Origin of the sequence: Marinobacter sp. JSM 1782161 (assembly GCF_011421605.1) — a bacterium.
In the GTDB taxonomy this organism is placed as follows: Bacteria; Pseudomonadota; Gammaproteobacteria; order Pseudomonadales; family Oleiphilaceae; genus Marinobacter_A; species Marinobacter_A bohaiensis.
In genome coordinates, this window is sequence record NZ_WSSA01000006.1 from 155,762 (window position 1) to 179,149 (window position 23,388).

27 protein-coding genes and 1 tRNA gene are annotated in these 23,388 nt (G+C 57.3%); all 28 read right to left on the minus strand.

Annotated elements, in window-relative coordinates; all coding sequences use genetic code 11:
- Positions 1-75: 75 nt before the first annotated feature.
- On the minus strand, positions 76-381 hold the full coding sequence (rpsN, locus tag GQB00_RS20985) for a 30S ribosomal protein S14 (RefSeq protein WP_111498301.1): 306 nt from the start codon (positions 379-381) through the stop codon (positions 76-78).
- Between the two features lie 12 nt (positions 382-393).
- The gene (rplE, locus tag GQB00_RS20990) at positions 394-933 is read right to left on the minus strand and encodes a 50S ribosomal protein L5 (RefSeq protein WP_111498302.1); all 540 of its coding nucleotides are present in this window, start codon (positions 931-933) and stop codon (positions 394-396) included.
- A gap of 15 nt (positions 934-948) precedes the next feature.
- A complete protein-coding gene (gene rplX, locus GQB00_RS20995) occupies positions 949-1,269 on the minus strand; it encodes a 50S ribosomal protein L24 (protein WP_111498303.1) in 321 nt (106 codons plus the stop codon).
- Positions 1,270-1,285: 16 nt separating this feature from the next.
- The gene (rplN, locus tag GQB00_RS21000) at positions 1,286-1,654 is read right to left on the minus strand and encodes a 50S ribosomal protein L14 (protein ID WP_111498304.1); all 369 of its coding nucleotides are present in this window, start codon (positions 1,652-1,654) and stop codon (positions 1,286-1,288) included.
- 58 nt (positions 1,655-1,712) lie between these two features.
- Entirely contained in the window at positions 1,713-1,979 is a 267-nt protein-coding gene (rpsQ, locus tag GQB00_RS21005) for a 30S ribosomal protein S17 (RefSeq protein ID WP_111498305.1), read from the minus strand.
- Position 1,980: 1 nt separating this feature from the next.
- On the minus strand, positions 1,981-2,169 hold the full coding sequence (rpmC, locus tag GQB00_RS21010) for a 50S ribosomal protein L29 (RefSeq protein WP_165857702.1): 189 nt from the start codon (positions 2,167-2,169) through the stop codon (positions 1,981-1,983).
- The gene (gene rplP / locus GQB00_RS21015; protein WP_004580751.1) at positions 2,169-2,582 is read right to left on the minus strand and encodes a 50S ribosomal protein L16; all 414 of its coding nucleotides are present in this window, start codon (positions 2,580-2,582) and stop codon (positions 2,169-2,171) included. Before rplP ends, rpmC begins: the two co-directional genes overlap by 1 nt.
- A 12-nt stretch (positions 2,583-2,594) precedes the next feature.
- Positions 2,595-3,278, minus strand: a complete 684-nt coding sequence (gene rpsC / locus GQB00_RS21020) for a 30S ribosomal protein S3 (protein ID WP_111498307.1) — start codon at positions 3,276-3,278, stop codon at positions 2,595-2,597.
- A gap of 11 nt (positions 3,279-3,289) precedes the next feature.
- Positions 3,290-3,622: a 50S ribosomal protein L22 gene (rplV, locus tag GQB00_RS21025; RefSeq protein WP_111498308.1), complete on the minus strand. Its 333-nt coding sequence runs from the start codon at positions 3,620-3,622 to the stop codon at positions 3,290-3,292.
- Positions 3,623-3,638: 16 nt separating this feature from the next.
- Positions 3,639-3,914, minus strand: coding sequence for a 30S ribosomal protein S19 (rpsS, locus tag GQB00_RS21030; protein WP_111498309.1), 276 nt, complete (start codon positions 3,912-3,914; stop codon positions 3,639-3,641).
- A gap of 23 nt (positions 3,915-3,937) precedes the next feature.
- Entirely contained in the window at positions 3,938-4,765 is an 828-nt protein-coding gene (rplB, locus tag GQB00_RS21035; protein ID WP_111498310.1) for a 50S ribosomal protein L2, read from the minus strand.
- A 17-nt stretch (positions 4,766-4,782) separates the two neighbouring features.
- Complete coding sequence (gene rplW / locus GQB00_RS21040) at positions 4,783-5,076, minus strand: 50S ribosomal protein L23 (protein WP_111498311.1); 294 nt, start codon at positions 5,074-5,076, stop codon at positions 4,783-4,785.
- Positions 5,073-5,678, minus strand: coding sequence for a 50S ribosomal protein L4 (rplD, locus tag GQB00_RS21045; protein WP_111498312.1), 606 nt, complete (start codon positions 5,676-5,678; stop codon positions 5,073-5,075). The genes rplW and rplD overlap by 4 nt, the downstream gene beginning before the upstream one ends.
- An 11-nt stretch (positions 5,679-5,689) precedes the next feature.
- Positions 5,690-6,328 carry a 50S ribosomal protein L3 gene (gene rplC, locus GQB00_RS21050; RefSeq protein WP_111498313.1) on the minus strand — a complete coding sequence of 213 codons (639 nt, stop codon included), beginning with the start codon at positions 6,326-6,328 and terminating at the stop codon, positions 5,690-5,692.
- Positions 6,329-6,403: 75 nt separating this feature from the next.
- The gene (rpsJ, locus tag GQB00_RS21055) at positions 6,404-6,715 is read right to left on the minus strand and encodes a 30S ribosomal protein S10 (RefSeq protein WP_004580743.1); all 312 of its coding nucleotides are present in this window, start codon (positions 6,713-6,715) and stop codon (positions 6,404-6,406) included.
- Between the two features lie 189 nt (positions 6,716-6,904).
- Positions 6,905-8,101 (minus strand): elongation factor Tu, encoded by a 1,197-nt coding sequence (tuf, locus tag GQB00_RS21060; protein WP_111498314.1) that lies wholly within the window; start codon positions 8,099-8,101, stop codon positions 6,905-6,907.
- 33 nt (positions 8,102-8,134) lie between these two features.
- Positions 8,135-10,240 (minus strand): elongation factor G, encoded by a 2,106-nt coding sequence (gene fusA / locus GQB00_RS21065; RefSeq protein ID WP_111498315.1) that lies wholly within the window; start codon positions 10,238-10,240, stop codon positions 8,135-8,137.
- An 18-nt stretch (positions 10,241-10,258) separates the two neighbouring features.
- Positions 10,259-10,729: a 30S ribosomal protein S7 gene (gene rpsG / locus GQB00_RS21070; protein WP_111498316.1), complete on the minus strand. Its 471-nt coding sequence runs from the start codon at positions 10,727-10,729 to the stop codon at positions 10,259-10,261.
- A 110-nt stretch (positions 10,730-10,839) separates the two neighbouring features.
- Positions 10,840-11,214 (minus strand): 30S ribosomal protein S12, encoded by a 375-nt coding sequence (gene rpsL, locus GQB00_RS21075; protein ID WP_004580739.1) that lies wholly within the window; start codon positions 11,212-11,214, stop codon positions 10,840-10,842.
- Positions 11,215-11,354: 140 nt separating this feature from the next.
- Positions 11,355-15,569: a DNA-directed RNA polymerase subunit beta' gene (gene rpoC, locus GQB00_RS21080; protein ID WP_111498317.1), complete on the minus strand. Its 4,215-nt coding sequence runs from the start codon at positions 15,567-15,569 to the stop codon at positions 11,355-11,357.
- 78 nt (positions 15,570-15,647) lie between these two features.
- The gene (gene rpoB, locus GQB00_RS21085) at positions 15,648-19,724 is read right to left on the minus strand and encodes a DNA-directed RNA polymerase subunit beta (protein ID WP_111498333.1); all 4,077 of its coding nucleotides are present in this window, start codon (positions 19,722-19,724) and stop codon (positions 15,648-15,650) included.
- Between the two features lie 202 nt (positions 19,725-19,926).
- Positions 19,927-20,304 (minus strand): 50S ribosomal protein L7/L12, encoded by a 378-nt coding sequence (rplL, locus tag GQB00_RS21090; RefSeq protein ID WP_111498318.1) that lies wholly within the window; start codon positions 20,302-20,304, stop codon positions 19,927-19,929.
- Positions 20,305-20,343: 39 nt separating this feature from the next.
- A complete protein-coding gene (gene rplJ, locus GQB00_RS21095) occupies positions 20,344-20,874 on the minus strand; it encodes a 50S ribosomal protein L10 (RefSeq protein WP_111498319.1) in 531 nt (176 codons plus the stop codon).
- Positions 20,875-21,125: 251 nt separating this feature from the next.
- Positions 21,126-21,824: a 50S ribosomal protein L1 gene (gene rplA / locus GQB00_RS21100; protein WP_111498320.1), complete on the minus strand. Its 699-nt coding sequence runs from the start codon at positions 21,822-21,824 to the stop codon at positions 21,126-21,128.
- A gap of 1 nt (position 21,825) precedes the next feature.
- Entirely contained in the window at positions 21,826-22,257 is a 432-nt protein-coding gene (gene rplK / locus GQB00_RS21105; RefSeq protein ID WP_111498321.1) for a 50S ribosomal protein L11, read from the minus strand.
- A 101-nt stretch (positions 22,258-22,358) separates the two neighbouring features.
- Positions 22,359-22,892, minus strand: coding sequence for a transcription termination/antitermination protein NusG (gene nusG / locus GQB00_RS21110; RefSeq protein WP_111498322.1), 534 nt, complete (start codon positions 22,890-22,892; stop codon positions 22,359-22,361).
- Between the two features lie 15 nt (positions 22,893-22,907).
- Complete coding sequence (secE, locus tag GQB00_RS21115) at positions 22,908-23,276, minus strand: preprotein translocase subunit SecE (RefSeq protein ID WP_111498323.1); 369 nt, start codon at positions 23,274-23,276, stop codon at positions 22,908-22,910.
- A 33-nt stretch (positions 23,277-23,309) separates the two neighbouring features.
- Positions 23,310-23,385 (minus strand) — tRNA-Trp (locus GQB00_RS21120).
- Between the last annotated feature and the right edge of the window lie 3 nt (positions 23,386-23,388).

The following is a 23,388-nucleotide window of genomic DNA, read 5'->3' on the forward strand; positions in this document are numbered from 1 at the left end:
GTATGAGGCTCCTGATCTTTTCAGTTGTGCAGCGGCTTGCCGCACCGCTTACCAACAGGCACCGAAGTGCCTACCTTACCAGCTGGACTTGGTCAGACCCGGAACGTCGCCACGCATGCCCGCTTCACGCAGCTTGATGCGTGAGAGCTGGAACTTCCGCAGGACGCCGTGAGGGCGACCGGTCACCTGGCAGCGGTTACGAAGACGTGCCGGGCTGGCATTACGGGGAAGCTGCTGCAGTTTCATCTGCGCATCCCAACGTTCTTCGTCGCTGGTGTTCGGGTTCTTGATAATCGCTTTGAGCTCTGCACGCTTGACTGCGTATTTCTCAACAGTCTTCTGGCGCTTCAGCTCACGATTCTTCATCGATACCTTAGCCATTACGCTCGTTCCTTATTTCTTGAACGGAAAGCCAAAGGCTTTCAGCAGTTCACGGCCTTCGTCGTCGGTGCCGGCACTGGTGGTGATGGTGATATCCAGACCCCGGATTTTGTCGACTTTGTCATAGTCGATTTCCGGAAAGATGATCTGCTCACGCACACCCATGCTGTAGTTGCCACGACCGTCGAATGACTTCGGGTTCAGGCCACGGAAGTCGCGAACACGGGGAATCGCAATGTGCACCAGGCGATCAAAGAAATCCCACATGCGCTCGCCACGCAGCGTTACCTTGCAGCCAATCGGCCAACCTTCACGGATCTTGAAACCCGCAACAGACTTGCGCGCTTTGGTAACGACCGGCTTTTGGCCGGACAGACGCTCGAGATCCGCCACGGCGTTCTCGATCAGCTTCTTGTCACCAACGGCTTCGCCCACACCCATATTCAGGGTGATTTTTTCAATACGCGGCACCTGCATCGGGTTCTCGTAGGAAAACTCCTTTTGCAGCGCGGGCGCCACGTCCTGCTTGTACATCTCTTTCATGTTAAGCATCGTAACCACCACCACTTACTGGTTATCGACTGCTTCTTTCGTGGACTTAAAAATCCGCATCTTACTGCCGTCTTCCTTGTTCTGGAAGCCGACGCGATCGGCCTTGCCGGTCTGCGGATTAAAAATAGCCACGTTGGAAGCCTGGATAGGTGCTTCTTTCTCGACGATGCCACCCGGGGTGCCGACCATCGGGTTGGGCTTGGTGTGCTTCTTGATCATGTTGATCCCGGAAACAAGCACCTTACCGTCGGCCTGGACCTTGAGGACCTTGCCGCGCTTACCCTTGTCTTTACCCGTAGTAACGATGACTTCGTCATCTCGTTTGAGTTTCTTCATAACCGGCCTCTAGTCCTTACAGTACTTCGGGTGCCAGTGAAATAATCTTCATGAACTTTTCGCTACGCAGCTCACGGGTTACCGGTCCGAAGATCCGGGTACCGATGGGCGCGTCCTGGTTGTTCAGAAGTACGGCCGCGTTACCGTCAAAACGAATAAGCGAACCGTCCGGGCGACGAACGCCCTTGCTGGTACGCACTACAACAGCCTTGAGGACCTGGCCTTTGCGCACTTTCCCGCGGGGGATGGCTTCCTTTACGGTCACCTTAATAATGTCTCCCACGCTGGCGTAACGCCGGTGTGAACCGCCCAGGACCTTGATGCACATCACCCGACGGGCACCACTGTTGTCCGCGACCTCAAGCATTGTTTGAGTCTGAATCATGGTTGTTCTCCAGCAGAAACCACTTTGCCGTTACGACAAGACTCACCGTCCGGGCGAGTTACACCTTCGATGCGCGTTCGACGATATCCACCAGAGCCCAGCTTTTGGACTTGGAGATCGGACGAGTTTCCTCGATCCGAACGGTATCGCCGATGTTGCACTGATTGTTCTCGTCGTGAGCCTGAATCTTGGTTGAGCGCTTGATGTACTTGCCGTACAGCGGATGCTTAACCTGGCGCTCAACCAGCACCACGATGGACTTCTCCATCTTGTTGCTCACGACCTTGCCGCTCAGGGTTCTGGCAGTCTTGGTAGCTTCAGTCATGTCACTCTGCCTTTTCGTTCAATACTGTTTTCACACGAGCGATGTCGCGCTTAACCTTGCTGAGGAGGTGAGACTGATTCAGCTGACCTGTCGCCTTACGCATGCGCAGGTTGAACTGCTCCTTCAGGAGGTCGATCAGCTCTTTGTTCAGCTCCTCGACTGACTTTTCACGCAGCTCTGTTGCTTTCATCACATCACCGTCCTCGTAACAAAGGTTGTCGCCACGGGCAGCTTGGCAGCCGCCAGTGTGAACGCTTCACGCGCGACTTCCTCAGGAACGCCTTCCATCTCGTACAGCATCTTACCGGGCTGAATTTCAGCCACCCAGTACTCGACAGAACCCTTACCTTTACCCATACGAACTTCCAGCGGCTTACCGGTGATCGGCTTGTCCGGGAACACCCGGATCCAGATCTTACCGCCCCGCTTGATGCGCCGGGTCATTGTCCGACGAGCCGCCTCAATCTGGCGAGCTGTTATACGCCCGCGGCTTGTCGCTTTCAATCCGTACTCACCGAAGCTCACCTTGTTACCGCGGTGAGCAAGACCGGTGTTACGGCCTTTCATTACCTTGCGAAACTTCGTGCGTTTTGGCTGCAGCATACGAGTGCCCCTTTACTTAGAACCTTTCTTGCGAGAGGCATCCTTCTCAGCACGGACCTGCTCCATGCCGCCAAGAATCTCGCCCTTGAAGATCCATACCTTGACGCCGATGATGCCGTAGGTGGTCTGCGCTTCGTAGGTTGCGTAGTCGATGTCCGCACGCAGGGTGTGCAGCGGAACTCGGCCTTCGCGATACCATTCGGAGCGTGCGATTTCCGCACCACCCAGACGGCCGCCGACCTGGATCTTGATACCTTTTGCGCCCTGGCGCATGGCGTTCTGAACCGCACGCTTCATGGCGCGACGGAACATCACACGACGCTCCAGCTGGCCAGCCACGTTCTGGGCAACCAGTTTGGCATCCAGATCCGGCTTACGGACCTCTTCGATGTTGATGTGCACAGGCACGCCCATCATCTCGCTGACTTCGCGACGCAGACGGTCAACATCTTCACCCTTCTTCCCGATAACAATACCCGGGCGGGCGGTATGGATCGTGATACGGGCGTTCTGAGCAGGGCGCTCGATCACAATCTTGCTTACAGACGCCTTCACCAGACGCTTTTCGAGGAACTCACGAACCTGGATATCGTTAAGCAGGTTCTTGGCGTATTCCCCTTTTTCGGCATACCAGACTGAGTTGTGCTCTTTAATCACACCCAGCCGAATACCGGTTGGATTTACTTTATGACCCATCTGAGCATCTCCTACTTGTCGGCGACCTTGACGGTGATATGACAGGTGCGCTTGAAAATACGATCAGCGCGCCCCTTGGCTCGAGCCTTGATACGCTTGAGCGTCGGACCTTCGTCCACCATGATGGTGGCGACCCGCAACTCGTCAATGTCCAGACCTTCGTTATGCTCAGCATTGGCAATGGCGGATTCCAAGGCTTTCTTGATAACCACCGCCGCCTTTTTCGGGCTGAAAGTCAGAATGTTCAGGGCGTCCTCTACCGCCTTGCCGCGGACCTGATCTGCGACAAGACGCGCTTTCTGAGCAGAGAGGCGAGCGCCCTTGTACTTAGCCGCTACTTCCATTTCTCTATACCCTCAATCAGCGTTTTGCTTTCTTGTCGGCAGCATGACCGCGGTAAGTACGCGTGGCAGCGAACTCACCCAGCTTGTGGCCAACCATGTCTTCGGTGACATGGACCGGCACGTGTTGCTTGCCGTTATGAATGGCAATGGTCAGGCCTACCATCTCCGGGAAAACCGTCGAACGACGCGACCAGGTCTTGATCGGCCGCTTGTCGTTGGCTTCCAGAGCTGCCTCAACCTTCTTCAACAGATGCAGGTCAATAAAAGGACCTTTCTTCAAAGAACGTGGCACAGCAAATACCTCTATGTAGTCGTTTACTTGGCTGAACGACGACGTACTATCATTCGGTCAGTACGCTTGTTCTTACGAGTCTTATGCCCTTTGGTCGGAACACCCCACGGAGTAACCGGGTGACGCCCGCCAGAGGTACGCCCTTCACCACCACCATGCGGGTGGTCAACTGGGTTCATAGCAACACCACGCACTGTTGGGCGTTTGCCGCGCCAACGTGATGCACCCGCTTTACCAAGCTGCTTGAGAGTGTGCTCGCTGTTGGATACTTCACCCAGCGTGGCACGGCACTCAACAAGCACCTTACGCATTTCACCTGAACGAAGGCGCAGCGTTGCATACGCACCTTCACGAGCAACCAGCTGTACGGATGCGCCCGCACTGCGAGCCAGCTGAGCACCCTTTCCAGGCTTGAGTTCGACGCAGTGGATGACGGAGCCGACCGGAATGTTCCGGAGCGGCAGCGTGCTACCCAACTTGATCGGCGCGTCGATACCGGAGCGCACTTCCTGCCCTGCAACGATGCCCTTGGGAGCGATGATGTAACGTCGCTCGCCATCGGCGTACTTCAGCAGCGCAATGTGCGCAGAGCGGTTCGGATCGTATTCCAGGCGCTCAACTACGGCCGGGATACCATCTTTGGTCCGCTTGAAATCGATCACACGGTAATGACGCTTGTGGCCACCACCAACGTGACGAGTAGTGATCCGACCGAAGTGGTTACGACCACCGGTACGGCTCAGAGATTCAACCAACGGCTCGAAAGGCTTGCCTTTGTGCAGGTCAGGGTTGTAAGTCTTTACAACGTGACGGCGGCCGGGCGATGTTGGCTTGGTTTTGACGATCGGCATTTTACGACCCCTTTACCTTATTCCACATCCACAAAGTCGATTTCCTGACCTTCCGCAAGACGAACGTAAGCTTTGCGAAGATCATCGCGCTTACCGAAACCACGCACAGTGCGCTTCAACTTGCCTTTGCGGTTCAGGATCTGAACACCTTCGACTTTGACGTTGAACAGTTGCTCAACAGCGCGTTTAACCTCCGGCTTGGTAGCGTCAGCCGCGACTCGAAATACAACCTGGTTGTTTTCGGCGACCAAGGAGGCCTTCTCGGAAACATGCGGTCCCAGCAGGACCTTATAAATACGTTCCTGATTCATCCCAGCATCTCCTCAATCTTCTTCAGAGCCGGCACGGTAACCACAACGTTCTCATGAGCGACCAGGCTCACCGGATCCAGGCCAGCAACGTCGCGCACATCAACGTGCGGAATGTTGCGAGAGGCCAGGTGCAGGTTCTGCTCGACGGTCTCAGCCAGGATCAGCGCATTGGAGACGCCCAGGTCCTTCAGCTTGGCGCTGAACGCCTTGGTCTTGGGGGACTCTACGGTGACGTCGTCAACGATAACCAGACGCTCCTGACGCACCAGCTCTGAAAAGATAGAGCGCAGCGCGGCACGGTACATCTTGCGGTTGACCTTCTGTGCGTGATCCTGCGGCTTGGCTGCGAAAGTCACGCCACCGGTACGCCAGATAGGACTACGGATAGTACCCGCACGGGCACGACCGGTACCCTTTTGACGCCAGGGCTTCTTGCCGCCACCACTCACTTCCGAGCGCGTCTTCTGGGCACGAGTGCCCTGACGACCGCCAGCCAGGTAAGCTGTAACAACCTGATGCACCAGCGACTCGTTGAAATCTTTTGCGAAAGCAGCGTCAGAAACGGAAACGCCTTCGCTGCTACCAGTAATTTTCAGTTCCATCGCATCGCTCCTCAGGCTTTAACTGCAGGCTTGATGACAACGTCGCTGCCAGTCGCGCCCGGAACGGCGCCCTTGACGAGCAGCAGGTTGCGCTCAGCATCGACGCGGACCACTTCCAGGTTCTGAGTGGTCACCCGCTCATTACCCATCTGGCCAGCCATCTTCTTGCCTTTGAAAACTTTACCCGGAGACTGGTTCTGACCGATCGAACCAGGGGCGCGATGCGACAGGGAGTTACCGTGAGTCGCGTCTTGCGTGGAGAAGTTCCAGCGCTTAACGGTACCGGCAAAGCCTTTACCCTTGGAAGTCGCAGTAGCGTCGACCATCTGACCGGCTTCAAACGCGGAAACCACGAGCTCGCCACCAGCCTGCAGATCTTCGCCTTCGCCATCGGCGAGACGGAATTCCCACAGCCCGCGACCGGCTTCAACACCCGCCTTGGCAAAGTGACCGGATTCGCTCTTGGTTACACGGGAAGCGCGACGCTCGCCAACAGTCACCTGGACTGCGCGATAGCCGTCAGATTCGAGTGTCTTGAGTTGAGTGATGCGGTTGGGTTCAACCTCGATCACTGTTACGGGCGTTGCGCGCCCGTCATCCGCAAAAATACGGGTCATACCGGCCTTGCGGCCGACCACACCAATTGCCATGTTTCACCTCTTAAGTGTACGGGGCTCTCACCCTCTATGGCCTTAGGACAGTTACACAGACCAACGCGTTGCGCGTTAGCCGAGGCTGATCTGAACGTCTACACCTGCTGCCAGATCAAGCTTCATCAATGCATCGACTGTCTTCTCCGTCGGCTCAACGATGTCGAGCAGACGTTTATGCGTGCGAATTTCATACTGATCGCGCGCGTCTTTATTGACGTGCGGAGAGATCAATACGGTGTACTTTTCCTTGCGCGTCGGCAGAGGAATTGGGCCACGCACCTGGGCGCCGGTCCGCTTGGCGGTATCGACGATCTCCTGCGTGGACTGGTCGATCAGGCGATAATCAAACGCCTTCAACCGGATTCTGATTTTTTGGCTTTGCATGTTGCACCAAACTCCACTCGTAGCAGCTACTGTTAGCCGACCTTAAAAAAAGGAGCCGCATTGTATGCAGAACGCCCAACTCTGTCAAGCAGGCACACGCACCTTGCTACCCCGGCAGTCGGATAATTACCTACCCTCATAGAAAAAGGGGCTGCACGAGGCAGCCCCTTTTCCGCTCAGATCAATCGATCACTCGATGATCTTGGCTACAACACCGGCGCCAACGGTACGGCCGCCTTCACGAATCGCGAAGCGCAGACCTTCTTCCATGGCGATCGGAGCAATCAGAGTGGCAACCAGCTTGACGTTATCACCCGGCATAACCATCTCTACACCTTCCGGCAGTTCGCAGGAACCGGTCACGTCAGTCGTACGGAAGTAGAACTGCGGACGGTAACCTTTGAAGAACGGGGTGTGACGACCACCCTCTTCCTTGCTCAGAACGTAAACTTCTGACTCGAACTTGGTGTGCGGGGTAATGGAACCCGGCACCGCCAGAACCTGACCACGCTCAACGTCGTCACGCTTGGTACCACGCAGCAGAACACCCACGTTCTCGCCGGCACGACCTTCGTCGAGCAGCTTGCGGAACATCTCAACGCCGGTACAGGTGGTCTTGGTGGTGTCGCGAATACCCACGATTTCCACTTCGTCACCGACCTTGATCACGCCGCGCTCAACACGACCGGTCACAACGGTACCACGACCGGAGATGGAGAAGACGTCCTCGATCGGCATCAGGAACGGCTGATCGATCGCACGCTCCGGCTCAGGGATGTACTCGTCCAGGGCTTCTACCAGCTTCTTAACAGCGGTAGTACCCATTTCGTTGTCATCCTTGCCTTCCAGCGCCATCAGCGCGGAACCGGTGACGATCGGAGTGTCGTCGCCCGGGAAGTCGTACTGGCTCAGCAGGTCGCGAACTTCCATCTCGACCAGCTCCAGCAGCTCTTCGTCATCGACCATGTCCGCCTTGTTCAGGAACACAACGATGAACGGAACGCCCACCTGACGAGACAGCAGGATGTGCTCGCGAGTCTGCGGCATCGGGCCGTCAGCTGCGGAGCAAACCAGGATCGCGCCGTCCATCTGCGCCGCACCGGTGATCATGTTCTTCACGTAGTCGGCGTGGCCCGGGCAGTCAACGTGTGCGTAGTGACGCGTCGGGGAATCGTACTCAACGTGAGAGGTCGCGATGGTGATACCACGCGCCTTCTCTTCCGGTGCGTTATCGATCTGGTCGAAAGCACTTGCAGAACCGGTACCCCATACTTCGTGACACACACGAGTCAGAGCGGCTGTCAGCGTGGTCTTACCATGGTCAACGTGACCAATGGTGCCCACGTTCACGTGCGGTTTACTACGCTCAAATTTTTCTTTAGACACGGTTACACCTCTTCCTGTTTCTTAATCCGGGTATCAACCCTTGTTGATGATCGCTTCGGCAATGTTCGAAGGAGCTTCTGCGTAGCGCGAGAACTCCATCGCGTAGGACGCACGACCCTGCGTGGCAGAACGCAGATCGGTGGCGTAACCGAACATCTCCGACAACGGAACCTCGGCACGGATGACCTTGCCCGACGGGCCGTCTTCCATACCCTGAACGAGACCACGACGACGGTTCAGGTCACCAACGACATCACCCATGTAGTCTTCCGGGGTAACGACTTCAACCTTCATCATCGGCTCGAGCAGCGCCGGACTAGCCTGTTCCGCGGCCTTTTTCAGCGCCATGGAACCGGCGATCTTGAACGCCATCTCGTTCGAGTCGACATCGTGGTAAGAGCCGTCATGCAGAGTCGCCTTGATCCGCAGCAGCGGATAGCCAGCGATAATACCGTTCTGCATCTGCTCTTCAATGCCCTGGGAAACCGCCGGAATGTATTCCTTGGGAACCACACCCCCAACGATTTCGTTGACGAAAACGAAGTTATCCCCGTCTTCTTCGTCCAACGGCATCGGCTCAAACTTCACATGGACGTGCCCGTACTGACCACGACCACCGGACTGACGTACGAACTTGCCTTCGACGTCAACAGCCTTACGGATGCACTCACGGTACGCCACCTGAGGCTTACCGATATTCGCTTCCACCTTGAACTCGCGACGCATGCGGTCGACGATGATGTCCAGGTGCAGCTCACCCATGCCGGAGATGATGGTCTGACCGGATTCCTCGTCTGTGCGAACACGGAAAGAGGGGTCTTCCTGGGCCAGCTTGCCCAGCGCAACACTCATCTTTTCCTGATCCGCCTTGGACTTGGGCTCAACGGCCACGGAGATAACCGGCTCCGGGAACTCCATGCGCTCCAGAACAATCTTGGAGTTCTCGTCGCACAGAGTGTCACCCGTGGTCACACTCTTCAGGCCGATAGCCGCAGCAATATCGCCCGCGAGAACTTCTTTGATTTCCTTACGCTCTTTAGAGTGCATCTGCACCATACGGCCAACACGCTCTTTCTTCTGCTTGACCGAGTTGTAGACCGCGTTACCGCTTTCCAGCTTACCGGAGTAAACCCGGAAGAACGTCAGAGTGCCCACGAACGGGTCCGTCGCGATCTTGAAGGCCAGAGCGGAGAACGGCGCGTCGTCGTTAGCCGGACGCGTGTCTTCGGTACCCTCATCGTCGATTTCACCGCGGATCGCCTTGACTTCGTCCGGCGCCGGCAGGAATTCGATGACAGAATCCAGAACAGCCTGAACACCCTTGTTCTTGAATGCAGAACCACAGGTTGCCACAACGATTTCGTTGGCAATCGTACGCAGACGCAGACCCTTCTTGATATCGTCGATGGACAGCTCACCCTCTTCCAGGTACTTCTCCATCAACTCTTCGTTGGCCTCAGCAGCCGCTTCAACCATCTGCTCGCGGTACATGGCGACTTCGTCCGCCATTTCCGCGGGCACGTCCTTCTCTTCATAGGTCGCGCCGGCGTCGGCTTCGTTCCAGTAGATGGCCTTGTTACGGATCAGGTCAACCAGGCCTTCGAACTGGTCTTCAGCGCCAATCGGCAGCTGAATGGGAACCGCATTCGCTCCGAGACGGTTCTTGATCTGGTCAACAACGCGCAGGAAGTTCGCGCCGGCACGGTCCATCTTGTTGACGAACACCATGCGCGGAACTTCGTACTTGTTGGCCTGACGCCAAACGGTTTCGGACTGGGGCTCAACACCGGAAGAGCCGCAGAATACGACAACAGCGCCATCCAGAACCCGCAGGGAACGCTCTACCTCGATGGTAAAGTCAACGTGTCCCGGGGTATCGATGATGTTGATGCGATGCTCATCGTACTGCTGGTCCATACCGCGCCAGAAACAGGTGGTGGCAGCAGAGGTGATGGTGATACCACGCTCCTGCTCCTGCTCCATCCAGTCCATGGTTGCCGCACCGTCATGCACCTCACCGATTTTATGGGAGATACCGGTGTAGAACAGAACGCGCTCGGTGGTCGTGGTTTTGCCCGCATCAACGTGCGCACAAATCCCGATATTACGATAGCGCTTAATTGGGGTCTTGCGTGCCACAGTAAAAACCTCGGCTTATTAGAAACGGAAGTGAGAGAACGCCTTGTTGGCTTCTGCCATGCGATGAACGTCTTCGCGCTTCTTAACTGCCGCACCTTTGCTGTCGGCAGCATCCAGAATTTCGCCGGCCAGACGTTGGGCCATGGATTTTTCGCCACGCTTGCGCGAGAACTCAACCAGCCACCGCATTGCCAGAGCATTCTGACGGGAAGGACGAACCTCTACCGGTACCTGGTAGGTCGCACCCCCAACCCGGCGAGATTTAACCTCGACCATCGGCTGGATGTTTTCCAGAGCTTTTTCGAACATCTCGATCGGCTCTTCTTTGGACTTGTCAGCCACGATATCGAGCGCGCCATAAACAATGCGCTCGGCTACGGCTTTCTTGCCGCTTTCCATAACGTGGTTGATGAATTTGGCCAGACGCTGGCTGCCAAATTTAGGATCAGGAATGATTTCCCGTTTTGCTGCAACTCTTCTTCTAGGCATCGATAAGCCCTCTGTGAAAAAAGGTCTTCAGGAACCCCTGAGATAGCCGACCGGCTACTCAGCCTTACTCTTATCGTCGATAGGCAACGATAAAAGACCCGCTAGGGAAATCAGGACTTGGGTCGTTTTGTACCGTACTTGGAACGGCCCTGCTTACGGTTCTGAACACCCTGGGTGTCCAAAGTACCGCGAACAGTGTGGTAGCGAACACCCGGCAAGTCCTTTACACGACCGCCGCGGATCAGCACAACACTGTGCTCCTGCAGGTTGTGGCCTTCACCACCGATGTAGGAAGACACCTCGTAACCGTTGGTCAGACGAACACGGCACACTTTACGCAGTGCTGAGTTCGGCTTCTTCGGCGTGGTGGTGTATACACGAGTACATACACCCCGACGCTGCGGGCAGCTCTGAAGCGCCGGCACGTCGCTTTTCGCCACTTTGCGTTTACGAGGCTTACGTACCAACTGATTAATCGTTGCCATGTAAGCAAACTCCAAAATACTGGATCATTGACATTGCCCTCGAGGGGCAAATTTAAGGGACGCAAGTGTAAGCCTGCGCCCCCGGGCAGTCAAGAAGACTGCTTCCTTTTTAACCAACTGCCAGTCCGTATTTACCGGGCCTAGCGGTTGAGCTCCGCGCTCAGCGCTTCGACGACATCTTCAGCCGTAACACCCTGGCCTTCGGTCGCGTCACGCTTGCGGCGGCGTTCGTTGTGATAGGCCAACCCGGTACCCGCCGGGATCAGGCGACCTACAACAACGTTTTCCTTCAGGCCGCGCAGGTAATCGCGCTTGCCTGTCACCGCGCCTTCGGTCAGAACACGCGTTGTTTCCTGGAACGACGCCGCCGAGATGAAGGAGTCCGTTGCCAGCGAGGCTTTGGTAATACCCAGCAGCAGACGTTCGAACCGCGCCGGTTCCTTGTCCTCTGCATCGACCCGGGCATTTTCCTCGACCACCTGGTGGTACTCGACGGTATCGCCGGAGATAAAGGTGGTATCGCCCGGGTCCGTGATTTCGACCTTGCGCAGCATCTGGCGAACGATCACCTCGATGTGCTTGTCGTTGATCACAACGCCCTGCAGACGATAGACGTCCTGAATCTCGTTGGTGATGTACTTGGCCAGCTCGACCACGCCCAGCAGACGCAGAATGTCGTGCGGGTTGGACGGACCGTCGGCAATCACCTCACCCTTCTCAACCGTTTCGCCTTCGAACACGTTGAGCTGGCGATACTTGGGAATCAGCACCTCATACGGATCGCCGTCTTTCGGCGTGATCACCAGGCGCTTCTTACCTTTGGTCTCTTTACCGAAAGAGACGGTACCGGAGATTTCCGCCAGAATGGACGGCTCTTTCGGACGACGCGCCTCGAACAGGTCGGCAACCCGCGGCAGACCACCGGTGATATCCCGGGTCTTGGAGCTTTCCTGCGGAATACGCGCGACCACATCACCGATCTCGACCTTACCGCCGTTGCTCAGGGTGACCAGCGCGTTGGCCGGCAGGAAGTACTGGGCCGGACTACCGCCGGGCAGCACGATTTCCTCGCCCTTGTCGTCCACCAGTTGGATCATCGGACGGATGTCCTTACCCGCTGCCGGACGCTCTTTCGGGTCGATCACCTGAACCGTGGACAGACCGGTCATTTCGTCGGTCTGGGTGCGGACGGTGATGCCCTGGTCCATACCTACGAACTTCGCCGTGCCATCGCCTTCGGCGATGATCGGGTGGGTGTGCGGATCCCACTTGGCAACCACCGCACCGGCGTCAACCGAGTCGCCCTGCTTGACGGACAGCATCGCGCCGTACGGCAGCTTGTACCACTCACGCTCACGACCCTGCTCGTCGGCGATCGCCAGAGCGGAGGAACGGGAAACCACCACCAGGGTGCCGTCGGCCTTCTCGATGGACTTCAGGTTGTGCAGACGAACCGTGCCGCCGTGCTTGACCTGGATGTTGTCCACGGCAGACGCCCGGCTGGCCGCGCCCCCGATGTGGAAGGTCCGCATGGTCAGCTGGGTACCCGGCTCACCGATGGACTGGGCCGCGATAACACCCACAGCCTCACCGACGTTCACCTGGTGACCACGGGCCAGATCACGGCCGTAGCACATGGAGCAGACGCCGTGCTTGGTGTCACAGGTGATGGCGGAACGCACCCAGATCTCATCCACACCGGCCTTCTCGACCATCTCGATGGTCTTCTCGTCCAGCAGGGTGCCTGCGGACACTACCGCGTTTTCCTTGTCGGTCGGCGTGAACACGTCACGCGCAGTCACTCGACCCAGGACACGGTCGCCCAGCGGGACAACAACGTCGCCACCTTCGATGTGCGGCGTCATCAGCAGGCCTTCGGCCGTACCACAGTCGTTCTCGGTCACAACCAGATCCTGCGATACGTCGACCAGACGACGGGTCAGGTAACCGGAGTTGGCCGTCTTCAGGGCGGTATCCGCCAGACCTTTACGAGCACCGTGGGTCGAGATGAAGTACTGAAGTACGTTCAGACCCTCACGGAAGTTCGCCGTGATCGGCGTCTCGATGATCGAGCCATCCGGCTTGGCCATCAGACCCCGCATACCCGCCAGCTGACGAATCTGGGCTGCGGAACCCCGGGCACCGGAGTCCGCCATCATATAGACGGAGTTGAACGACTCCTGATAGACCTGCTCGCCGCCTTCGTCCTTGACCAGGTTGCCGTCGGCGTCGAACACCTCTTCCTGGGACAGGCGCTCCATCATGGCCTTGGACACTTTGTCGTTGGCCCGTGACCAGATGTCGATCACCTTGTTGTACTTCTCGCCCTGAGTCAGCAGACCAGAGGCATACTGGGATTCAATCTCCAGAACCTCGTCCTCGGCCGCACTGATCATCTCGTACTTCTCGGGCGGAATTTCGAAGTCGTTCACACCAATGGACGTACCGGACACGGTCGCGTAGTGGAAACCGGTATACATCAGTTGGTCGGCGAAGATAACGGACTCCTTCAGACCCACGGTGCGGTAGCACACGTTGATCAGGTTGGAGATCGCCTTCTTGACCATCGGCTTGTTGACGATTTCGAACGGCATGCCATCCGGAACGATGTCAAACAGCAGCGCTCGGCCGACGGTAGTATCAACGATGTTGTAGCTTTCGTTCAGCTCACCGCTGTCCTCGTCACGCACCACTTCCTTGACCCGGACCTTGATCTTGGCCTGCAGATCGACCTTGCCGGCACCGTAGGCGCGATGCACTTCCTTGGTGTCAGCAAACGTGCGGCCTTCGCCCAACGCGGTCTTGCGCTCACGGGTCATGTAGTACAGACCCAGTACCACGTCCTGCGACGGTACGATGATCGGCTCACCGTTCGCCGGAGACAGCACGTTGTTGGTGGACATCATCAGCGCGCGCGCTTCAAGCTGGGCTTCCAGGGTCAGCGGTACGTGGACCGCCATCTGGTCACCGTCGAAGTCGGCGTTGTAGGCGGCACAGACCAGCGGGTGCAGCTGGATGGCCTTACCTTCGATCAGAACCGGCTCAAATGCCTGGATGCCCAGACGGTGCAGGGTCGGCGCCCGGTTCAGCAGGATCGGGTGCTCGCGGATGACCTCGTCCAGGATGTCCCAGACAACGGCTTCCTCACGCTCGACCATCTTCTTGGCGGCCTTGATGGTGGTCGCCAGTCCACGGTGCTCGAGCTTGGCAAAGATGAACGGCTTGAACAGCTCCAGGCCCATCTTCTTGGGCAGGCCGCACTGGTGCAGGCGCAGGTACGGACCGACCACGATGACGGAACGGCCGGAGTAGTCGACCCGCTTACCCAGCAGGTTCTGACGGAAACGACCCTGCTTACCCTTGATCATGTCAGCCAGGGATTTCAGCGGGCGCTTGTTGGTGCCGGTGATGGCACGGCCGCGACGACCGTTGTCCAGCAGCGCATCCACAGCTTCCTGCAGCATCCGCTTCTCGTTACGCACGATGATGTCCGGCGCGTTGAGCTCCAGCAGACGCTTGAGGCGGTTGTTCCGGTTGATCACGCGACGATACAGATCGTTCAGGTCGGACGTTGCGAAACGGCCGCCGTCCAGCGGTACCAACGGACGCAGATCCGGCGGCAGAACCGGCAGCACGGTCATGATCATGTCGCCCGGACGGTTTCCGGAGAACAGGAACGCTTCCAGCAGCTTGAGGCGCTTGCTCAGCTTCTTGATCTTGGTTTCAGAGTTGGTCTGCGGAATTTCCTCGCGCAGCTGGTCCACCTCGGCCTGCAGATCAATGTCTTCCAGCAGCGCCTTGACCGCTTCGGCACCCATGCGGGCGTCGAACTCGTCACCAAACTCTTCCAGGGCTTCGTAGTACTGCTCGTCGTTCAGCAGTTGACCGCGCTCCAGCGTGGTCATGCCCGGATCGATCACAATAAAGGACTCGAAGTACAGAACCCGCTCGATGTCGCGCAGGGTCATATCCATCATCAGGCCGATGCGGGACGGCAGCGACTTGAGGAACCAGATATGAGCGACCGGGCTGGCCAGCTCGATGTGCCCCATGCGCTCGCGACGCACGTTGGCCAGCGCGACTTCAACACCGCACTTCTCACAGATAACGCCGCGGTGCTTGAGGCGCTTGTACTTGCCGCACAGACACTCGTAGTCCTTGATCGGACCAAAGATCTTGGCGCAGAAAAGACCGTCACGCTCGGGCTTGAACGTGCGGTAGTTGATGGTCTCCGGCTTCTTGACCTCGCCGAAGGACCACGAGCGAATCATATCAGGGGACGCCAGACCAATACGGATGGCGTCAAACTCCTGCTTCTGGTTCTGGCTCTTGAGAAGATTCAGCAAATCTTTCATCAGTAACAGCTCCGGATGGCGTTAATCTCGGGCGGGCACGTTGCCGTGCCCGCTCACGCTGCCAAAAAACAATTCGGCTCAGTCGGATTCCAGCTCGATGTCGATACCCAGCGAGCGGATTTCCTTGACAAGAACGTTGAAAGATTCGGGCATACCCGGCTCCATGCGATGGTCACCATCGACAATGTTCTTGTACATCTTCGTCCGACCGTTCACGTCGTCAGACTTGACGGTGAGCATTTCCTGCAGCGTGTAAGCTGCGCCATAGGCCTCCAGGGCCCAGACTTCCATCTCACCGAAGCGCTGACCACCGAACTGCGCCTTACCGCCCAGCGGCTGCTGGGTTACAAGGCTGTACGAACCGGTGGAACGGGCGTGCATCTTGTCGTCGATCAGGTGGTTGAGCTTGAGCATGTACATGTAGCCCACGGTCACCGGACGATCAAACTCATCACCTGTGCGGCCGTCGTAAAGCGTGACCTGGCCGCTGGTATCCATATCGGCCAGCTCCAGCATGCGCTTCACTTCGGCTTCCTTGGCACCGTCGAAGACGGCGGTCGCCATCGGAACCCCTTCGCGCAGGTTACGCGCCAGCTCCATGATCTCGTCGTCCGACAGAGACTCCAGCGGGACCGCGAAGGTCTCATCGCTGTGGTTGTAGATGGCACCCAGAAGCTCGCGCATCTCGGCCACCTTCTTCTGCTCGGCGATCATGGCGTTGATCTTGTGACCCAGCCCTTTTGCGGCAGCGCCCAGGTGCGTCTCGAGCACCTGACCGACGTTCATCCGCGACGGAACGCCCAGCGGGTTGAGAACCACATCGACCGGATTGCCCTGCTCGTCGTAAGGCATGTCCTCGATCGGCATAACCGCGGAGATAACACCCTTGTTACCGTGACGGCCGGCCATCTTGTCACCCGGCTGAATGCGACGCTTGATCGCCAGGTAAACCTTGACGATCTTGAGGACGCCCGGCGCCAGGTCATCGCCCTGCTGCAGCTTGCCCTTCTTGTCGTCAAAGCGCTCTTCGTGCACCTTGCGACGCTCTTCCAGGGCCTGCTCGGATTTTTCCAGCAGTTCGTTCAGGGCCTCGTCCTGCATGCGCAGCTTGAACCAGTCGTCGCGCGGCAGGTCCGCCAGGAACGCCTCGTCCAGTTTGGCACCTTTCTTCAGACCCGGACCGCTGATGACTTCCTGCCCCTTCAGGGCATTGGTCAGACGCTCATAGGTAGCGCCTTCAACAATGCGGTACTCGTCTTTCAGATCCTTGCGGAACTGATCGAGCTGATCCTTCTCAATGGACAGCGCACGCTGATCCTTCTCGATACCATCACGAGTGAAGACCTGCACGTCGATGACGGTACCGCGGGTGCCGGTTGGCACGCGGGAAGACGTATCCTTCACGTCGGACGCCTTCTCACCGAAGATGGCACGCAGCAGCTTCTCCTCCGGGGTCAGCTGGGTTTCGCCCTTCGGCGTCACCTTGCCCACGAGGATATCGCCGGCACCCACCTCGGCACCGATGTAGACGATGCCGGACTCGTCCAGCTTGGACAGCGCGCTCTCACCAACGTTCGGAATATCCGCCGTGATTTCCTCGCTGCCCAGCTTGGTATCACGCGCCACACAGGTCAGTTCCTGAATGTGGATGGTGGTAAAGCGATCTTCCTGAACGACCTTCTCGGACACCATGATGGAGTCCTCGAAGTTGTAGCCGTTCCAGGGCATGAACGCGATGCGCATGTTCTGACCCAGCGCCAGCTCACCCAGGTCGACGGACGGGCCGTCGGCCAGCACGTCGCCGCGAGCGATCATCTCGCCCTGCTTGACGATGGAACGCTGGTTGATGCACGTGTTCTGGTTGGAACGCGTGTACTTGGTCAGGTTGTAGATATCGACACCGGCATCACCGGCCTCGGTCTCGTCATCGTTGACGCGAATAACGATACGGGCCGCATCCACGCTTTCGACCAGGCCACCGCGACGGGCGGTGACACAAACGCCGGAATCCTGGGCCACGATGCGCTCGATACCGGTACCAACCAGCGGCTTCTCGGCACGCAGCGTCGGAACCGCCTGACGTTGCATGTTGGCACCCATCAGGGCCCGGTTCGCGTCATCGTGCTCGAGGAACGGGATCAGCGACGCTGCCACAGACACAACCTGGCGCGGTGAGACGTCCATGAAACGGACGTTCTCCGGCGGGGTGACCGTAAACTCATTCTGGTGACGCACGGTAACCAGTTCGTCGACCAGCTTGCCGTTGTCGTCGGTCGCCGCGCTCGCCTGTGCGATGACGTAGTTGCTCTCCTCAATAGCGGAGAGGTACTGAATCTCGTCGGTCACAACGCCGTCGACAACCTTGCGGTACGGAGACTCCAGGAAACCATAGGAGTTGGTCCGGGCATAGGTGGCCAGGGAGTTGATCAGACCGATGTTCGGGCCTTCCGGCGTTTCGATCGGACACACACGACCGTAGTGGGTCGGATGAACGTCACGCACTTCGAAGCCGGCACGCTCACGGGTCAGACCGCCAGGACCAAGGGCCGAAACACGACGCTTGTGCGTGACTTCGGACAGCGGGTTGTTCTGGTCCATGAACTGGGACAGCTGGCTGGAGCCGAAGAACTCTTTCACCGCCGCCGCAACCGGCTTGGCGTTGATCAGGTCCTGAGGCATCAGGCCTTCGCTTTCAGCCAGGCTCAGGCGCTCGCGCACGGCACGCTCAACACGCACCAGACCGACGCGGAACTGGTTCTCGGCCATCTCGCCCACGGAGCGAATACGACGGTTGCCCAGGTTATCGATATCGTCGACGTTGCCCTGACCGTTACGGATAGAGATCAGCGTCTTCAGGACATCGATGATGTCGTCGTTGGTCAGCGTACCCGGGCCAGTGGATTCTTCACGACCCAGACGACGGTTCAGCTTCATCCGGCCAACGCCGGACAGATCGTAGCGCTCATCGGAGAAGAACAGGTTGTTGAACAGGTTCTCGGCCGATTCCTTGGTGGGCGGCTCGCCCGGGCGCATCATGCGGTAGATCTCGACCAGCGCTTCCAGCTGGTTACGGGTCGGATCGTTACGCAGGGTGTCGGACATGAACGGACCACAGTCGAGGTCGTTCGTGTACAGGGTCTCCAGATCCTTGATGCCGGCTGCCAGCAGCTTCTCGACGGACTCGTCGGTCAGCTCGGTGTTGCATTCGAGGATCAGCTCGCCGGTGGACTGGTCAACGATGTCACGGGCGGTAACACGACCGTTGAGGTAAGCGGTCGGCACTTCCAGTTCGCTGATACCGGCTTTTTCCAGCTGACGGATATGACGTGCGGTAACGCGACGCCCTTCCTCAACAATGACGTTGCCGTCCGGATCCTTGATGTCAAACGTGGCGATATCACCACGCAGGCGGCTCGGGACCAGCTCCAGCATGCAGCTCTCTTCGCCCAGACGGAACTTGCTGGTATCGAAGAACATGTCCAGCATTTGCTCGGACGAGAAGTCGAGAGCACGCAGCAGGATGGTGGCCGGCAGCTTCCGGCGACGGTCGATCCGGACGAAGACGCTGTCCTTCGGATCAAATTCGAAATCCAGCCAGGAACCACGGTAAGGAATCACCCGGGCTGAATAGAGCAATTTACCGGAGGAGTGCGTCTTGCCTTTATCGTGGTCGAAGAACACACCCGGAGAACGGTGCAGCTGAGACACGATAACGCGCTCAGTACCATTAACAACGAACGTACCGTTCTCAGTCATCAGGGGCATTTCGCCCATGTAGACTTCTTGCTCTTTAATGTCTTTGATCGCCTTATTCGACGATTCTTTGTCATAAATAATCAGGCGAACTTTCACACGCAGCGGTGCAGCGTATGTCACGCCCCGGAGCTGACATTCCTTGACATCAAATACCGGCTCGCCAATGCGGTAGCTCACGTATTCGAGCGCCGCGTTGCCCGAGTAACTGACAATCGGGAATACGGATTTGAAGGCGGCGTGCAATCCAGTTTCCTGGCGCGAATCCGCTGCCGCTTCCATTTGCAGGAAGCCCCGGTAAGAATCGAGCTGAATAGACAGCAAATAGGGGACATCCATAACGGAAGGCAATTTGCTAAAGTCTTTGCGAATCCGCTTTTTCTCAGTGTAGGAGTAAGTCATCTGCATTCCCCAGCTTTAGACCTGATACCTGGTATCAAGAAGCAAACATTTACCTGCTTCGGGGCCGAATTGCTCGGCTAACTGCGCCGTCTCGAACAAGACTCGGGCTGTAGGTTATAGCATATACAACAGAAAAAGGCCGGTGGCTTTTGCCACCAGCCAATTTCATGCCTAAGGCACGTATGCGGTCAACAGCCAGCCCTTACTTGAGCTCAACGGCTGCGCCAGCTTCCTCAAGCTTCTTCTTGGCTTCTTCAGCGTCGTCCTTGGAAGCAGCTTCCTTAACGGTGGACGGAGCGCTGTCAACCATTTCCTTCGCTTCTTTCAGGCCCAGGCCTGTCAGTTCGCGAACGGCCTTGATGACGTTAACTTTCTTGTCACCAGCACCAGTCAGTACAACGTCAAATTCGGTCTGCTCTTCAGCAGCGGCAGCTTCGCCGCCAGCAGCAGCCGGTGCAGCAGCAACAGCTGCAGCAGCGGATACACCGAACTTCTCTTCCATCGCTTCAACCAGAGCGACAACGTCCATGACGCTCATTTCGGCGATTGCATTCAAAATGTCTTCGTTAGACAGAGCCATGACTTTCTCCAAATGTTAAAAATAACGTATTCAACAGAATCAAGCAGCGTCTTGCTTCTGGTCGCGTACTGCCGCGACTGCACGAGTAACCTTCGACGGGAATTCGTTGAGGGTACGCGCGAGCTTGGTGATCGGTGCCTGTGTAACGGCGGCCAGCATGGACAGCGCTTCGTGGCGCGTCGGCAGCTTGGCCAGGCGATCGATTTGGTCTGCACCCATCAGCTCACCGCCGACAGCCAAACCTTTAATTTCGAACACCTCGCTCTCTTTGGCGAAATCCTTCAGCAGACGTGCGCCTGCGCCCGGATCTTCCATTGAGAACGCCAGAATTGTCGGTCCGACCAGTGCGTCTTTGATGCACTCGAACTCAGTACCTTCGATGGCCCGCTTGGCCAGGTTGTTACGAACAACCTTCAAGCGGACGTTCTCGGCACGAGCCTTGGCACGCAAAGTCGTCATATCACCGGAGGTGATACCACGGTAATCGGCCAGAACGACAGACAGAGCACCACCGGCAGTCTCGTTGACTTCAGCGACGATCGCCTTCTTGTCTTCGAGTCGAATTGCCACTGGATTTCTCCTTGATTTCGCTGACCTAAGCCAGCAAACCCATCTCTGCCTTTCCAGACGCCGGCCCGGATCCTAAGACCCTTGATACCGGCATCCTTCAAGGCGCCGTACGGTGTTTGGGTTCAGAGAACGTCTTCACACCGTCTGCGCAGGCGTTGCTTTAACCCTTCGACGCCTAAGCGCCTCCAGGGCCTGCGGTCTTTGACAGCCTTGGCTTCCGCCTAGACTACAAAGGTTCTATCGAACAGGAATCAGATAGCCAGACCGCTCTGATCGATAGTCAGGCCCGGCCCCATCGTGGAGGACAGAGTTACCTTCTTCAGGTAAACGCCCTTCGCCGATGAAGGCTTGGCCTTTTTAAGATCCGCCAGCAGGGCTTCAAGATTTTCCTTGATGGCCTGGGCAGAGAATTCAACATTACCCATCGGAGCGTGGATGATGCCGTTCTTGTCGGTCCGGTAACGAACCTGACCCGCCTTGGCGTTCTGAACAGCCGCTTCCACATCCGGGGTTACGGTGCCGACTTTCGGGTTCGGCATCAGGCCGCGCGGCCCCAGGATCTGACCCAGCTGACCAACGACACGCATGGCGTCCGGCGTGGCGATAACCACGTCAAAATCCATGTTGCCCTTCTTCACTTCTTCGGCCAGATCGTCCATGCCGACAACATCCGCACCGGCAGCCGTTGCCTTCTCGGCATTGGCACCCTGGGTGAAGACGGCAACGCGCACGCTCTTGCCAGTGCCGTTGGGCAGAACCGTAGAACTGCGAACAACCTGGTCGGATTTACGTGCGTCAACGCCCAGGTTTACGGAAACGTCGATGGACTCCTTGAACTTGACGTTGCCACCCAGCTCCACCAGCAGGGAAACGGCTTCGTCGACGGAGTAGGCGCGAGTGGACTCAACTTTTTCACGAATCAGCTTTTGACGCTTGCTCAACTTCGCCATATCACACGCCCTCCACGTTCAGACCCATGCTACGCGCAGTGCCCGCGATAGTGCGAACAGCGGCGTCCATGTCGGCAGCCGTGAGATCCGGCTCCTTGGTCTTGGCAATTTCTTCAAGCTGCTCACGAGTCACCGTACCGACTTTGTCGGTGTTCGGGCGACTTGAACCACTCTTGATACCAGCGGCCTTCTTCAGCAGAACGGAAGCCGGCGGCGTCTTGGTGATGAAGGTAAAGCTGCGATCGCTGTATACAGTGATAACAACGGGAGTCGGCAGGCCCGGCTCGATACCTTGAGTCTGTGCGTTAAACGCCTTACAGAACTCCATGATGTTGACACCGTGCTGACCCAGAGCCGGACCCACCGGGGGGCTCGGGTTAGCTTGACCGGCTGCAACCTGAAGCTTGATATACGCTTCGATTTTCTTTGCCATGATTTACTCCTAATGGGTTCAAACGCCTTTCGGCTCCCCTTCCTCAGACACAAAAAGCCCGCGTCACAATAGTGCGCGAGCTTCCCGCTAAATCTCTGTGATCAGTCTTTCTCGACTTGACCAAACTCCAGCTCAACAGGCGTTGAGCGACCAAAAATAAGGACGGCGACTTTAACACGACTCTTGTCGTAGTCAACCTCTTCGACCACGCCATTAAAGTCTGCAAACGGACCTTCGATAACGCGGACAATTTCGCCTGGCTCAAACAACGTCTTGGGCTTGGGCTTATCAACACCGCTCTCAACGCGCTGAAGAATCGCTTCCGCTTCTTTTTCGGTGATGGGCGCCGGCTTGTCTTTCGTACCGCCGATAAAGCCAAGAACCCGGGGCGTATTCTTCACCATGTGCCAGGTTTCGTCGTCCATTTCCATCTGGACGAGCACGTAGCCAGGATAGAACTTACGCTCACTCTTGCGCTTCTTGCCGTCCCGCATCTCGACCACTTCTTCGGTCGGGACCAGGATTTCACCAAACCGCTCTTCGAGACCATTCAGGGCAACACGCTCACGGAGAGTGCGCATTACGTGCTTCTCAAAGCCTGAATAAGCATGCACGACATACCAGCGCTTAGCCATCGCTTCTCTCCAACGTTACCCGATTACCCCGGAGACCAGCCAACTGATCAACGAGTCCATACCCCAGAGAATGAGAGCCACAACCAGAACGAAAGCAACGACAATAAAAGTCGTTTGAACCAGCTCCGGACGCGTCGGCCATACAACTTTCCGTATTTCGACACGCGCTTCTTTCAGCAGCAACGCAAAGCGACGACCGCGATCTGTCTGCAGTGCCACGAAGGCAGCGACGAGCGCAAGCGCAACAAGACCGAGCACCCGATACAGAAGGGACTCGGCTCCGAAATACAGATTGCCCACAACACCGGCGGCAATTAAGACAAAAACAACCAGCCACTTCAGAATATCGAAGCGACCGGCTGTCGGTTGTGCTTTAGACTCCATAGGAATCAGCTTTTGTATCCCAAGGATTGAAAATGGCAGGCCAGGAGGGAATCGAACCCCCAACCTGCGGTTTTGGAGACCGCTGCTCTGCCAATTGAGCTACTGGCCTGCA

Bases quoted from the DNA above. Each gene is read 5' to 3' on its own strand.
- rpsN (WP_111498301.1), bottom strand. From the start codon at position 381: ATGGCTAAGGTATCGATGAAGAATCGTGAGCTGAAGCGCCAGAAGACT.
- rplE (WP_111498302.1), bottom strand. From the start codon at position 933: ATGCTTAACATGAAAGAGATGTACAAGCAGGACGTGGCGCCCGCGCTG.
- rplX (WP_111498303.1), bottom strand. From the start codon at position 1,269: ATGAAGAAACTCAAACGAGATGACGAAGTCATCGTTACTACGGGTAAA.
- rplN (WP_111498304.1), bottom strand. From the start codon at position 1,654: ATGATTCAGACTCAAACAATGCTTGAGGTCGCGGACAACAGTGGTGCC.
- rpsQ (WP_111498305.1), bottom strand. From the start codon at position 1,979: ATGACTGAAGCTACCAAGACTGCCAGAACCCTGAGCGGCAAGGTCGTG.
- rpmC (WP_165857702.1), bottom strand. From the start codon at position 2,169: ATGAAAGCAACAGAGCTGCGTGAAAAGTCAGTCGAGGAGCTGAACAAA.
- rplP (WP_004580751.1), bottom strand. From the start codon at position 2,582: ATGCTGCAGCCAAAACGCACGAAGTTTCGCAAGGTAATGAAAGGCCGT.
- rpsC (WP_111498307.1), bottom strand. From the start codon at position 3,278: ATGGGTCATAAAGTAAATCCAACCGGTATTCGGCTGGGTGTGATTAAA.
- rplV (WP_111498308.1), bottom strand. From the start codon at position 3,622: ATGGAAGTAGCGGCTAAGTACAAGGGCGCTCGCCTCTCTGCTCAGAAA.
- rplB (WP_111498310.1), bottom strand. From the start codon at position 4,765: ATGCCGATCGTCAAAACCAAGCCAACATCGCCCGGCCGCCGTCACGTT.
- rplW (WP_111498311.1), bottom strand. From the start codon at position 5,076: ATGAATCAGGAACGTATTTATAAGGTCCTGCTGGGACCGCATGTTTCC.
- rplD (WP_111498312.1), bottom strand. From the start codon at position 5,678: ATGGAACTGAAAATTACTGGTAGCAGCGAAGGCGTTTCCGTTTCTGAC.
- rplC (WP_111498313.1), bottom strand. From the start codon at position 6,328: ATGGCAATTGGTGTGGTCGGCCGCAAGGCCGGTATGACCCGTATTTTT.
- rpsJ (WP_004580743.1), bottom strand. From the start codon at position 6,715: ATGCAAAGCCAAAAAATCAGAATCCGGTTGAAGGCGTTTGATTATCGC.
- rpsG (WP_111498316.1), bottom strand. From the start codon at position 10,729: ATGCCTAGAAGAAGAGTTGCAGCAAAACGGGAAATCATTCCTGATCCT.
- rpsL (WP_004580739.1), bottom strand. From the start codon at position 11,214: ATGGCAACGATTAATCAGTTGGTACGTAAGCCTCGTAAACGCAAAGTG.
- rpoC (WP_111498317.1), bottom strand. From the start codon at position 15,569: ATGAAAGATTTGCTGAATCTTCTCAAGAGCCAGAACCAGAAGCAGGAG.
- rpoB (WP_111498333.1), bottom strand. From the start codon at position 19,724: ATGACTTACTCCTACACTGAGAAAAAGCGGATTCGCAAAGACTTTAGC.
- rplL (WP_111498318.1), bottom strand. From the start codon at position 20,304: ATGGCTCTGTCTAACGAAGACATTTTGAATGCAATCGCCGAAATGAGC.
- rplA (WP_111498320.1), bottom strand. From the start codon at position 21,824: ATGGCGAAGTTGAGCAAGCGTCAAAAGCTGATTCGTGAAAAAGTTGAG.
- rplK (WP_111498321.1), bottom strand. From the start codon at position 22,257: ATGGCAAAGAAAATCGAAGCGTATATCAAGCTTCAGGTTGCAGCCGGT.
- nusG (WP_111498322.1), bottom strand. From the start codon at position 22,892: ATGGCTAAGCGCTGGTATGTCGTGCATGCTTATTCAGGCTTTGAGAAG.
- secE (WP_111498323.1), bottom strand. From the start codon at position 23,276: ATGGAGTCTAAAGCACAACCGACAGCCGGTCGCTTCGATATTCTGAAG.